General features: G+C 43.8%; 12 protein-coding genes. 3 read left to right on the top strand and 9 right to left on the bottom strand.

The annotated features are described in order from the left end of the window. The first annotated feature begins 686 nt into the window (after positions 1-686). Positions 687-983, top strand: a complete 297-nt coding sequence (gene ihfA / locus OCV24_RS06580; protein WP_150878495.1) for an integration host factor subunit alpha — start codon at positions 687-689, stop codon at positions 981-983. A 111-nt stretch (positions 984-1,094) separates the two neighbouring features. On the opposite strand, the gene OCV24_RS06585 is transcribed toward ihfA, so the two are convergent. Then, a complete protein-coding gene (locus tag OCV24_RS06585) occupies positions 1,095-1,871 on the bottom strand; it encodes a RelA/SpoT domain-containing protein (RefSeq protein WP_077680486.1) in 777 nt (258 codons plus the stop codon). A gap of 324 nt (positions 1,872-2,195) precedes the next feature. Here OCV24_RS06585 and OCV24_RS06590 point away from each other — a divergent pair, with 324 nt between their 5' ends. Next, entirely contained in the window at positions 2,196-2,849 is a 654-nt protein-coding gene (locus OCV24_RS06590) for a thiopurine S-methyltransferase (RefSeq protein WP_136979692.1), read from the top strand. 117 nt (positions 2,850-2,966) lie between these two features. On the opposite strand, the gene purT is transcribed toward OCV24_RS06590, so the two are convergent. From purT to OCV24_RS06625, 7 genes are all read right to left on the bottom strand, one after another. Then, positions 2,967-4,142 carry a formate-dependent phosphoribosylglycinamide formyltransferase gene (purT, locus tag OCV24_RS06595; RefSeq protein ID WP_137008070.1) on the bottom strand — a complete coding sequence of 392 codons (1,176 nt, stop codon included), beginning with the start codon at positions 4,140-4,142 and terminating at the stop codon, positions 2,967-2,969. Between the two features lie 167 nt (positions 4,143-4,309). Beyond that, complete coding sequence (gene cdd / locus OCV24_RS06600; RefSeq protein WP_150878497.1) at positions 4,310-5,197, bottom strand: cytidine deaminase; 888 nt, start codon at positions 5,195-5,197, stop codon at positions 4,310-4,312. Positions 5,198-5,513: 316 nt separating this feature from the next. Continuing rightward, the gene (locus tag OCV24_RS06605) at positions 5,514-6,191 is read right to left on the bottom strand and encodes an LrgB family protein (protein ID WP_046224077.1); all 678 of its coding nucleotides are present in this window, start codon (positions 6,189-6,191) and stop codon (positions 5,514-5,516) included. A gap of 2 nt (positions 6,192-6,193) precedes the next feature. Continuing rightward, positions 6,194-6,565, bottom strand: a complete 372-nt coding sequence (locus OCV24_RS06610) for a CidA/LrgA family protein (RefSeq protein WP_017057447.1) — start codon at positions 6,563-6,565, stop codon at positions 6,194-6,196. Positions 6,566-6,590: 25 nt separating this feature from the next. After that, positions 6,591-8,015 carry an exodeoxyribonuclease I gene (gene sbcB / locus OCV24_RS06615; protein ID WP_150878499.1) on the bottom strand — a complete coding sequence of 475 codons (1,425 nt, stop codon included), beginning with the start codon at positions 8,013-8,015 and terminating at the stop codon, positions 6,591-6,593. 207 nt (positions 8,016-8,222) lie between these two features. Beyond that, positions 8,223-9,071 carry a sterol desaturase family protein gene (locus OCV24_RS06620; RefSeq protein ID WP_150878501.1) on the bottom strand — a complete coding sequence of 283 codons (849 nt, stop codon included), beginning with the start codon at positions 9,069-9,071 and terminating at the stop codon, positions 8,223-8,225. A 54-nt stretch (positions 9,072-9,125) separates the two neighbouring features. Continuing rightward, a complete protein-coding gene (locus OCV24_RS06625) occupies positions 9,126-10,139 on the bottom strand; it encodes a DUF2804 domain-containing protein (RefSeq protein ID WP_150878503.1) in 1,014 nt (337 codons plus the stop codon). A gap of 147 nt (positions 10,140-10,286) precedes the next feature. Between OCV24_RS06625 and OCV24_RS06630 the strand changes: the two genes are divergently transcribed. Then, entirely contained in the window at positions 10,287-11,321 is a 1,035-nt protein-coding gene (locus tag OCV24_RS06630) for an AraC family transcriptional regulator (RefSeq protein WP_136979702.1), read from the top strand. Between the two features lie 4 nt (positions 11,322-11,325). Here the strand turns inward: OCV24_RS06630 and OCV24_RS06635 are convergent, their stop codons facing one another. Continuing rightward, positions 11,326-12,276 carry a chromosome partitioning protein ParA gene (locus OCV24_RS06635; protein ID WP_150878602.1) on the bottom strand — a complete coding sequence of 317 codons (951 nt, stop codon included), beginning with the start codon at positions 12,274-12,276 and terminating at the stop codon, positions 11,326-11,328. Positions 12,277-12,306: the final 30 nt, after the last annotated feature.

The following is a 12,306-nucleotide window of genomic DNA, read 5'->3' on the forward strand; positions in this document are numbered from 1 at the left end:
TTTCAGGGTTTTAAGGTAAGTGTTTTTCCTTACAGTCCCGGGGAACTACGCTCGTTGTAATGAGCATAATAGTCAGTGTTTTTATGACAAAAAGCGATGAACAACTTGGTGACTTAATAGTCATAAGCAAAGGACATAAAATCAAAAATTCAGTTTGAACATTGATGGGTAATTCCGATTAAGTCGTCTAATTAATGCTTTACTTCCCCTTCGATCGAATAACCAATATTGATACGTAAGCAATGGTTGTAAAGTTCTAGATTGTTGAACGAATAAAATACTGAGGTGATATTAATCTCATATTAAAAGGTGGTTATTTATTGTGCTTTGTTGAGTTTGATATCAAATCAAGTGGCTGATTTAATTAGATATACGATAAAAGTCTCAGAAATTAACATTTAGAAAACTAAAGTATTAAATTCCGTTGTTTTTGTTTTTGGTAGGTTTAAGTTCTACTGTGATTGTCGGGAGGAGAGCATTTTTAGCCATATGTGTGAGTTTCGAAGTGGGTTATCTTGCTGATTAGAAAGAATAAACCAATTGTTCAAATAAAAAAGTTGGCGAAAATCAGAAGCTTGGCATACACTTTCCTTGTAAATGACCTTATCTCTTTGATTGAATAGGGTAAATGCTTTGGCGCTACTGGTGATGGTAGCAATGTATAACATAGCTTTGAGGAAAGTTTTATGGCACTCACGAAGGCCGATTTGGCTGAGAACCTGTTTGAAACACTCGGATACAGCAAGCGGGATGCCAAGGAAACGGTTGAAGTGTTTTTCGAGGAAGTTCGTAAAGCACTTGAAAATGGCGAACAGATAAAACTGTCAGGTTTTGGTAACTTTGATCTTCGCGAAAAAAACGAGCGACCAGGTCGTAACCCGAAAACTGGTGAAGACATTCCAATTTCTGCTCGACGTGTTGTTACTTTTAGACCGGGACAAAAACTAAAGGCCCGAGTCGAGAATATTAAAATCGAAAAGTAGCCAAGCAATAGACCACGCCAAGCGTGGTCTTTTTGTATCTAGAACAAAGAAAAATAAAGGGCTGTGACTTCAGCCCTTATTAGTATCTATTCGATTACAGTTGTAGACGCGTTATGCCGCTTTGATGTGAGTTGTGATATACGGTTGCCATGCTTGTTGGTAAAGCTCTAGAGACTGGCGTCTTAAGCTATTGATTTGTGCAGCTTCGATGTCATTGATCGGGCGTTTTTCTGCAATCGCGTGACGCTCAATACCTTGGATGATTTCATATAGTTCATGCTCAGGGCCGCTTTTCACATCAGCAATTGCTTTTAAGTGAAGCTGAACTTCAGCAATGATGTTGGTTTTAGGCAAACGAACTAACAGGTTAAGGTCACGGTAGCCAGAATCAGCAGGAGACTTAAACTTGTTTTTCAATTTCACTACGTCCGCTTCACGGCTTAGTGATTCGTACACTTCAACCAAACTCTCTACGTCGTTTGCAATGATCGTTGCACGAGCTAGGTCGGTAATTCTTGTTACATCGCCATCAAGCTCAAGGTCAATCTTTTCTTGGGCGCGAGATTGAGATTTAACGCCTGCGAATAGGGCTTCTGAATTAGTAAGTAGGGCAGTACTTTTACAGATCGTTTCTAGCTCAGCTTGTGCTTGGTGAGCTTTGCTGTAAAGAATGTCGAAGTCAGTGTAAGGCTGAGTCGGACGTGAGTCGAATGCTTTAATGCCGTATAGGCCACTTAGGCTATGGCGGAATACGTTAGATGAAACTTGGTTTTGCGCAGGTGTGCGCGATTGATCAGTTGAACTCGTTGAAACAGGTGCTGCTGCGAATGCAGGCGCTCGGCTCAATACTAGAAGCATTAGGGCCGTCGTACGGAGAAATACACTCATTCAAACTCCAAAATACAAGGTTACAAAAACGGATAGTCTAAAGGGGTAACCAGTAACGCATAAGAGTGAAAACAGCCTAACTAAACTCACTATATATTAAATGGGGCTAGTTGAGGTAGAAACCAACTCTAACGTTTAATATTGCTTTAAAATGTGAACATATAGACAAATAATTCAAGCATTTGCCCCTTTTGTTTAAGAATGTTGAACTCAGTCAGTGTTTAATTTTTAGCGAGTCTAACTGGCAATTTTAAACCAAGCGAAGGTTGCTCTTACTTCTCTATACTGTACCCTTGCAGTATGACTGTTTAACATGAACGAAAGATGAATAATCCTGAATTTTGGCACAATAAATGGGCAGCCAACCAAATTGGTTTCCACCTTGAAGATGTAAATCCACTTCTGATTGAATTTTGGGAAAAAACTAACCCTAATTACGAGAAGAGTGTGTTTGTTCCACTTTGTGGTAAAAGCGAAGATCTGATCTGGTTAGCGTCTAAGCATGAAGAGGTTCAAGGGGTTGAATTAAGCCAGATTGCGGTTCGCGCATTTTTCTCAGAGCACTTTTACACACCGACTGTGACTCAAATTAATGGCCAGCATGAGCTCTACCAGTTCGACGAACTGAGTGTTTACACGGGTGATTACTTCACAGCGCCAATTCAGCCTGTCGACATTATTTATGACCGTGCTTCTTTGGTGGCTTTGCCTGCTGAGATGCGCGTGCAATATGTGGAACGTTTGAAGCATCTGTTAAAGCCAGGTGGCAAGATGTTGTTGGTGACATTGGACTACGATCAAAACGAGATGGCAGGGCCTCCGTTTAGCGTACCTAAACTAGAAATCGATCAGTTGTTCGCGGGATACAAAATCACATTGTTGAATCAAGATATTGCAGACGATGAACATCCTAAGATTGCTAAGAAAGGCTTGTCGCGTTTCTGTGAAGAAGTGTATTTAATTGAGTCTGAAGCTTAAGCTCTCAGATTACTCAGTTAAGTAAAAAGATAACACTAACAAAAAGATGGGCTAAACCAGCCCATCTTTTTTATTGTTTAGATTTGAACTCGTGATTGTTCAGAATTGAATAGCAGGTTAATAAATCACTTTTACTTTAGCTGCGCTTTCAATGGCATCTTGGATTGCTGCTTCTGTGCTGTTACGACGAGTTAACGCCACACCAAGACGACGACGACCATCAATGTCAGGCTTACCAAACAAACGAACTTGCGTTTGTGGTGCGTCTAGTGCTTCTACAAGGCCTTCAAAGCGAATGTTGGTTGAAGTGCCTTGCCCTAGGATAACCGCTGATGCACACGGGCCGTATTGTGTGATTGATTTGATCGGCATACCAGTAAATGCGCGTACGTGCAGTGCGAATTCAGATGAATCTTGAGACATTAATGTCACTAAGCCAGTATCGTGTGGGCGAGGGGATACTTCGTTGAAGATAACGTGATCGCCTTTAACGAACAGTTCAACACCGAAGATACCGTGACCGCCTAGTGCGTTAACCACTTGTTCTGCTGTGTATTGTGCCGCTTTCAAGGCATTGTCTGACATCACTTGTGGTTGCCATGATTCGCGGTAATCACCGTCTTCTTGGCGGTGACCGATAGGCGCACAGAAGTGAACACCATCAACAGCGCGAACGGTTAACAGAGTGATCTCGTAATCAAAGTCGATGAAGCCTTCAACAATCACACGACCCGCGCCAGTACGACCACCTTCTTGTGCGTAGTCCCAAGATTTCTGGATGTCTTCTTCAGTTTTGATAACGCTTTGGCCTTTGCCTGAAGAACTCATTACAGGCTTAACAACGCAAGGCATACCCACGAATTCAACAGCAGCGGCGAAGTCTTCGAAGGTGTCTGCAAAGCGGTAAGGTGAAGTGCTCAGTTTTAGCTCTTCAGCTGCAAGACGACGGATACCTTCTCGGTTCATTGTCAGTTTCGTCGCATTAGCCGTTGGAACAACATTCAAGCCTTGTGCTTCAAGCTCTACCAATTTGCTGGTGGCAATAGCTTCTATTTCTGGAACCACATAATCTGGTTTTTCGAGTTCAATGACTGCTTGCAGTGCATCGCCATCTAACATGTCTAATACATGGCTACGATGTGCAATTTGCATTGCGGGTGCATCAGCGTAACGGTCACATGCAATAACTTCCAAACCTAAACGTTGGCACTCGATAGCAACTTCTTTGCCGAGTTCACCTGAACCTAATAGAAGTACACGAGTAGCATTTTCACGAGTAGCAGTACCAAACATAGAAATTCCTTCCGACCTTATGAACGATTGATTGAAAACGGGGTGATCATACTGATTTGCATGATAAAAGCAAACGTTTGCTTTTGTTGTTCCGTTCATTACAGGCATAAAAAAAGCAGCTCCGAAAAGTAGGGCTGCTTATTTAAAATATTGTTAACCAGATGTACTTAGATTGCTAAGTAAGTCACTGGAATATCGGGGTTAATTGCTTCTAACGTAGACTGAGTATCGGCTAGGTGACTGATGCTACCATCAGCAATCTCAACTAAGGCAGCGTTTTCAATTTGTTCGAAATCGAAGCCAGCCATCTTAAGTTGAACCAAGGCGACTTGTAGCGGCGGTAGACTTGGGTTGAATGCCGCGTTTTCTGCGTAAGTACCGGTGAACATCTCACCCGTTGTCAGTTGTAGTGAAACACCACTTAGGTTCTTCGTGTAAGGTGCGTGGCTGCGGTTTAACGCTTCTAAGGCACGGACGACAAGCGGGGTCGTTTCATCCGACTGATATTCATGATTCAGTTTAGCCATTAATCCCGTTGTGATGCCTAGATCTGCTGGGCCGAATGAATCTGGCAGGTATTCTTGTAGTGACATTTCATCACGTTGTGGAAGCTGAACTTTGAGCTCTTTTGCTGTCGTCAGTTCATTCATGAATTGGCGGCAGTGTCCACAAGGGCTGAAGTTGATTGTGATATCCGAGATACCTTCTTCACCTTTCATCCAAGCATGGCTGATCGCAGATTGCTCAGCGTGTACGGTTTGGCCAAGTTGAGCTCCGGCAATTTCAAGGTTTGCACCAAAATACAAAGTACCAGACAAACCACGCACGATTGCACCAACATAGAAGTTCGAGAGCGGTACGTAAGCATAGGCTGCAGCAAAAGGAAGCAACGCAATACGCAGTTCGTCATCCGCTAATCCACTTGCTTGTAGTAGGCTGGCAAATTGTTCTGGAGAGAATGTTGCGTCAAAGTTGTCTGCTAATACGATGTCGCTTAAAAGTACTTGAATTGAAGAGGGAGCACTTTCCAGCGCCAGGGTAATACGACTGTTCATGTTGAATCCTTATTTGACCTTAGACTTTAATTTTATGCAATGTTCAGGATATTTCTGTGACTATTGTCACCATTCCAATTCCATTGTTACATTACCTTGCATAATTAGAGTGAGGTCACAAATGAAATCGATTGCAAGATTGAAAACAACACGTGATATCGCATTTATTGTCCAAAATAAGAAGCCCAAACAGACTCTGAAATAAACAGAGTACTGCTTGGGCTGATTTGGTCTTGAAAACACTTGTAAGCGATTAAAAGAGCTTGCAAGTGTTGTTTGGTGGAGGCTTATTACTCGTATCTTGTCATCTGGCTAGTTAAGAATAGAGCCAAACCACGACGGAAAACACGCTAGGGGCAATGATTGAAGTGATAACCCCGCAAAGTACCAATGCCAATGAACTGAATGCGGCATCTTCTTGGTTCTTTTCTGCACAAGTCGCGGTGCCCAACGCGTGAGAAACCGTACCCATGGTTAAACCTCTGGCAACTGGGCTCTTAATGCCAATCAGGTTGTAAATAGGGTAAGCAAAAATCGCCCCGAATAGGCCGACAATCAAGACCAAAATTGCCGCAATGGCTGCTTCACCACCTAAATGGCTCGATACTTCCATCGCGATAGGTGTAGTGACTGATTTACCCAATAAACTCGCAATCAAGCTCAAATCCGCTTTGAAAGCTACAGCAATTAATGCGGTTGTAGTCATCGACATCACACTGCCTAATGTGCAGGCAAAGGTAATAATACGCCAGTTAGCTCTGATTTGAGGTAACTGTTCATACAAAGGGTAAGCAAGTGCAACAACCGCAGGTTGAAGCATGTAAGTAATCCAAGTGTTGTCGGCGTAATAGGCTTCAAAGGGTACTTTGAAGAACATTAGAACTGGGATAATGATGCCAATGCTGATTAACAAAGGATTACACAGCGGAGAGTTCACTTTTTGGCTTACCCAACGAGCAAACAGAAATACCACAATAGTCAGTAGAATCCACATGACTATTTACCTCTCGAAAGTAAGCGGTCTAAGAACCAGGATAACGAAACCAAGACGATGAGCGTTCCACCAACGGCACTGGCCATGATTGGCAGTGCATTGGCGATAAGCAATTCGAAGTGATCCATTAACCCAACACTGATTGGAACGAACAACAAGATCATCAAACGAATAATCAAGCTGGCACCGGGCTGTACCCAGTGCGGAGGGACAATACCAATCACCATGGCGGAAAACAGAATCAACATGCCAAAAATACTACCGGGAATGGAGGTTTCCAAAAATTGCTGTAATGCGTTACCTGCTGTGAGAGCACCAATGATTAAGGTGAAGGAGATTAAGCAGTAAACCAGTTGGATCAATCTTTCTTTCAAAGTGTAATGTCTCTTGATAATGGAATTAGCTAGCTAACTTTTCAACGTACTGATAAACCGCCTTTAAGATCGCCATTTTCTTCTCGTCACTTTCATGTTCGTGCGCGAGATTTTCTAGATTCAGCATGTACTCTTCTAAGCGGCTCTCATAGAGCTCACGACAATGGTTCGCCCATTTCAATTGTTCAGATTCGTCGAGCGTCCATGGAAAGTGGCGAGCGCGATAACGGAACAACAAAGGCTTAATTCGTTCGTCACTAAAAGTAATATCTAAAGCCGCCAAGTTGTTTGGGTCTGTTTCACGAATGATGTTCATCGCTGTTTTATCGGCTGGTGAGAAGAAACCATCGTAAAGGTGAGTGTCGACATCGTCACTCTTCTCGTACTCTCTCTCGTGTGAGTACAAACCAATCAATTTTTCACGGATTTCTGGATGTTCGCGTAACAGTGCCAAGTTTTTCAAACATTGCTGACGGTCGATACCAATAGTTTCCGCGTTTTCTGCGGTCAGCGTTTTTGCTGGCGCAAGAATAGGGCACTTGTTTAAATGAACCAATTTGATTGGTACCGGTAACTCGTCTTCAGCAAGTTCAGTGCGCTTAGTATAGAGCCTGTCACGTAAAGCTTCTGAATCTAGGTCAAGTAAAGGTGTTGGATCTTTTGCTAAATCCACCACGATAACGGCATTTTGGTTGGTTGGGTGCCAAGCCATAGGCACAATCCAGCTGGTGTAATTACAATCACGGCCGAACATGCCTGATACGTGCATTAGAGGTGTCATGTTTACGATGTCGACTAACTCGTTCAATTTACGCTTGTGGCGCATATTGTAGAGGTAATCAAACATCTTAGGTTGTGCGGCTTTTAGCTTTTTCGCTAATTCGATAGTCGCGATAACATCGGCCATCGCATCGTGCGCGTTTTCGTGTTCAATGCCATTTGCCACAGAGAGGTGTTCCAGTTTGAAACTTGGGAAGCCTTCGTCATTCTCTGGCCAAACAATACCTTCAGGGCGAAGTGCATGTACGGCGCGCATCACGTCGAGTAGATCCCAGCGTGAGTTACCGTTTTGCCAACTCCATGCATACGGATCAATGAAGTTACGGTAACAGGTGTATCTCGTTACTTCGTCATCGAATCGGATGCTGTTGTAGCCAAGGCTTGTGGTGTTTGGCTTAGCAAGTTCGGCATGAATCTTAGCGATAAACTCAGGTTCAGGTAGGCCTTGAGTCATTGCTTTTTGTGGCGTGATACCAGTGATCAATGCGGCCTCAGGTGCAGGCAGATAATCAGCAGGAGGCTGGCAATAGATAACCAAAGGCTCTCCGATAACATTGAAATCTTGGTCGGTACGAACCCCCGCAAACTGACTTGGACGGTCTTTTGCCGGGCTCACGCCCCATGTCTCGTAATCGAAAAAGAAGTAGGTTGGCTGATTATCTGAACTCATTGAATTTCCTGAACAGCAAGCGGGGGCCGTTTACTGTGGCTAAAGGTTAGTTTTACTCAGTATCTGACAGGATGTGGTACGCGTGCAACCCAGATCACAAATAAATTGCCGGAAAACGGTGCTTTACTCTTCAATCGAGTCGCGTGGGTATGCTTTTGAATTCCGTTGAGACCGTTTCTTAGTCAATACAATCTGTCTATTGTTCGTTTAATCCGACGGAGGGGAGAGTATCAATTTGACTTTCTGTTTCATGGTTAACTCTCGGTTCCTCAAATCTTTGAATATGGCTTTCCATTCTTGAAAGGTCACCGTTATGGGGTTGAAACTCTCTATCGGTTTGGTGACGCCGTAACGAACCGTTTCAACTTCCGGCTCAAACGTACCAAATAATTTGTCCCAGATAATAAGAACGCCAGCATAGTTCTTATCGATGTATTGCGGGTTTCTGCCGTGATGAACCCGGTGATGTGAAGGCGTGTTGAAGAGGTGTTCCATTGGGCCTAAGCTTCGTATCCACTGGGTATGAACAAAGAACTGCAGTCCAAGGTTAAGCAACACCACAAACACCACCCATTTAGGAGCAAAACCTATGATGACTAGTGGTACCCAAAATAACCACATACCCGCGATTGGATACATTAAACTCTGACGAAATGCGGTACTGAAATTCATGCGTTCTGAACTGTGATGCGCGACGTGTGCAGCCCACATCCAGCGAACTCGATGGCTTGCTCTGTGAAACCAGTAGTAAAAAAAGTCCTGCAGAACCATTAATACAATGAAACTCGACACACCCATTTCAATATCCATTAAGCGCCAACCAAATAGCCAAAGATAAAGTTGAATGATCAGCAACCCGGTTAATAAATCGGATAGCTGATGCATGCCTGCTAGCGTGAAGTTACACATGACTTCCGATAGCTTGTAACTTGAATTGTCTGGTAATTGGCCTTGCTTCTGACCAATAAAATACTCGGCCAGCATACAGATTCCGAATAGAGGTGCTAATACTAACAGTAGCCATTCCGGGTGATTGATCAATGCGTCGAAATTCATTTCTGGTTCCTATTCGTATACTCGTGTTTGAGAATCAGAGCTGGAGTGTTGCTTCTACCAGCGAGCAAAGTGATCTTCCGTTAGGCCGATTACACTGTCGAGCTCATGGGCTATACCGTCGTTGTCTTTAATTGAGCCAGAAAAGTGACCGATAAACTGACGGAAGTTACTTTTGAGCAGCCATAAGTTGAGCTTTTCGCTGCGGTTATTAAGGGGTGTAAAGGTTAGGTTAATGCGTCCATCTTGTGATGTTATCTGCCAAGGTAAATCCGCATCTTGGCGATTGAACGTAAACTGTACTGAGTTAAGAAGATGTCTGGTTCCATTCACCCACAATACATTTTCGCATCCCCCAGTTTCATTGACACCTGCCGCGAGGTTGAGGCCGATGTCGGCATTATTGGATTGTGTGTTGATGCTGGCCCACCGCCAACTGGTTTCGCGCCTCATGTATCCCGCAGAGAAATCATAGCCAGCACGAGCTTGCTCTAGGGAAATAGGTTGTTGGTTAATCTCAAGGCTGCCTATTACTTTTAACGCGTTATGCTTTTGGGTGTAGGTCCAACCCGAGTAACCCGTTGGGCTACACATCGCTATGGGTAAGCTATTCGTCTCAGGTTCTAAAGTGATCTCGGCCTTGATGTGCTTGGTACTCAAGCTAACTTTCCATTGTCCTCCTGCAATATCAAAGGTGATGCGTTGGTTTGCAATGGACGTTGTACCGTCAAATGGCGAAGTAGCCACCTGTTTATCAAACCCTAACGGCCTTAACCAAGAGCACTCTTCTAGGTGGTTATTTTCGATGTCGTACAGATAACAAAATGCCGAGCCCAAGTAGCGAATATCTGCAATAGCAACACCGATGATGTGTGTCTCGGTAACAATGCTTACAAATTGAAATTGCTTGTAATGGAAGTGCTTCTGCCAAGGGGTTGCTTTTGCATCCATTGTATTTCGGTAGTCAAAGTTATCGATATTCAGTTGTTTAGGGATACCATCAAAATGTCCAATTGTCGGCTGACCATTAAAATCAATCAACCTGTGTGGGGCTGGATTCGTTTTTATCATTGCGGTGGTTCACATAAATTTAACAATTAACAGTATTGTGCGACGAGTAACGTAGAATTTGGAGGTCAAATTCGGACAAAAATTGCGGTGAATCACGACTTTGCCACGGCACATTAGTCATGCGCACGCTCTTATAAGGAGGGACAATTGGAAACTATCGCTGAATACATGCCAACGGAGCATCGCCACCAATTAGGCACATTGGATGTCGCGTTGTTGCTGAATACACTAGCGCAAAGAGGCGCCGACATTGACACGCTGCTTGCTAGTGCTGGGTTAGAAAGCCTAGATTGGCAAAACCCAAATGGGAAGCTGACTTACGCGGATAAACTGTCCATCTTCAGTGTGGCTAACCAAAGCTTTCCACATGATGGTCTGGGTTTATGGTTGGGAGAACATGCCAGCTTGAGCCGTTTTGGTGTGTTGGGCTATGCATTGTCGACCAGTCACAACGTAGGCGAAGCTATTAAGTCTGGCTTTAAATACCTGCGATTAAATGGGCCTATATTCTCGGTTAAGCTGATTGTTGATACTGAATATGCGGTAATTCAAATTGAAAACACCTTGGAGGTAGGAGAGTTACTTCCATTCTGTAACGAGTATTTCCTTAGTTCTATTGTTTCGTTGTTCAAGGAGTTAACGGGAGACCAATTAGCCATTCAAACACTCTCTTTCCCTTATGACCAGCCAAGTTACGCCAAGCTTTATGAAGAGCGTTTTCAATGTCCGGTGGTTTTTAGAGACAATTTTTGCGAACTGCGCTTTGGCGCTTCGGTTCTATCAAAAACATTAGCCACGCGTGATACCACAACGCTCAAACGTTACCTCGCTTCTTGTCAGTCGATAGTAGAAACTCTCGATTCAAAGCATTTGCTGACGAGTCAGATCAAAACGATCTTCTATCAAACAGCAGGTAACTTCCCGACTATAGAGCAACTCGCGGTAGAGTTTGGTTGCAGCTCTCGCACACTCAGACGAGAACTGGTCTCTCACAATTCCAACTATCAAGCATTACTTACCGAAATCCGAGTTGAGTTAGCCAAAGAACTACTGCTCGGTACAACCATGAACATCGACGATATCGGTGAAAGACTCGGTTATAGTGATCCTGCAAACTTCAGAAGGGCGTTTAAAGGCTGGCTGCACAAAACGCCCACGCAGTTTCGTGACGGCTTAAGTTAAAGCGTTACTTGCTAAAAAACTGCTCCCGGAAATTGGTGACTTGCTGTTGATAGTAACTGTCCCATTCTTGTTGAGTCCAAGTTGCATAATTTGATGAGCGTTGAGAGTCTAAGGTCGCTTTGAGCTGATCAAGCTGCTCGTTATAAGCCCTCACAGCCTGGTGTTGTTGCGTCATTTGCTGTTCGCGCACGGCAATATTGTCGGCTTGTGCTTCATCCAAATATGTCTCTTGAAGTTTTGACTTGATAGTCGCTAACTCGCTAGAGCTGTAGCTGTTCGGTAGCAAGGAGACCGCAAGTTCGTATTTTTGAGACGGAGTCTCTACGTTTAATGTTTCTGTTTCATTCTCCCATTCAGCGATCAGCTCTTGGTAGTGCAACACAAAATCAGTCGCTTCAACTTCCTTAAGTGTGCTTGCACTGAGCGTAAAGTCCAAATGCGTAAATTGATCAGTAAATATCTGGTGGGCTAGCTCTCCCCAAACCTGTTCTGCAGACTGCTTAAACAGCTCAACACGCTCTTCCAGAGAGTCGATGGATTCGAGTGGAATCGCGCTTTCTGCTACTTGCCAGTCGGCAGAAAGTTGTGGGTAGTCGCTCAATAACTTCAGCCATTTTTCTGGTAAGTCAAATTTCAACTGGGCGAGTTGTTCAGTGCAGTTATCTGCTTGTTGGCAAAGTATCCAAAATTCATCGAGTTGATTCACCAGCGCCTTACCTTCAAGTTCAGTTAAGTTCTCTGCATCCGCTTTTTCGTGTGGTTTTTTCGCTTGGATTTGTGTACCTCGCGAAGCTGAATTGTTCGAACGGCCTGCTGTATTGGATATGGGACGATTGTCATCAGTCGTTTTAGAAACGTGCTGTTTTGCTTCTGTGTGTTGGGAAGAAGAGAGCGGCGTTTCAGTCGATTTTGATGACCATGAATAGCCAACAATGCTCGTCACAACGACGAGCATTAGGATTAATATAACTCGATGCATTATCTG

Source organism: Vibrio kanaloae, from assembly GCF_024347535.1.
GTDB lineage: Bacteria > Pseudomonadota > Gammaproteobacteria > Enterobacterales > Vibrionaceae > Vibrio > Vibrio kanaloae.

Bases quoted from the DNA above. Each gene is read 5' to 3' on its own strand.
- OCV24_RS06625 (WP_150878503.1), bottom strand. From the start codon at position 10,139: ATGATAAAAACGAATCCAGCCCCACACAGGTTGATTGATTTTAATGGT.
- ihfA (WP_150878495.1), top strand. From the start codon at position 687: ATGGCACTCACGAAGGCCGATTTGGCTGAGAACCTGTTTGAAACACTC.
- OCV24_RS06605 (WP_046224077.1), bottom strand. From the start codon at position 6,191: ATGTGGATTCTACTGACTATTGTGGTATTTCTGTTTGCTCGTTGGGTA.
- OCV24_RS06620 (WP_150878501.1), bottom strand. From the start codon at position 9,071: ATGAATTTCGACGCATTGATCAATCACCCGGAATGGCTACTGTTAGTA.
- OCV24_RS06635 (WP_150878602.1), bottom strand. From the start codon at position 12,276: ATGCTCGTCGTTGTGACGAGCATTGTTGGCTATTCATGGTCATCAAAA.
- OCV24_RS06590 (WP_136979692.1), top strand. From the start codon at position 2,196: ATGAATAATCCTGAATTTTGGCACAATAAATGGGCAGCCAACCAAATT.
- cdd (WP_150878497.1), bottom strand. From the start codon at position 5,197: ATGAACAGTCGTATTACCCTGGCGCTGGAAAGTGCTCCCTCTTCAATT.
- sbcB (WP_150878499.1), bottom strand. From the start codon at position 8,015: ATGAGTTCAGATAATCAGCCAACCTACTTCTTTTTCGATTACGAGACA.
- purT (WP_137008070.1), bottom strand. From the start codon at position 4,142: ATGTTTGGTACTGCTACTCGTGAAAATGCTACTCGTGTACTTCTATTA.
- OCV24_RS06585 (WP_077680486.1), bottom strand. From the start codon at position 1,871: ATGAGTGTATTTCTCCGTACGACGGCCCTAATGCTTCTAGTATTGAGC.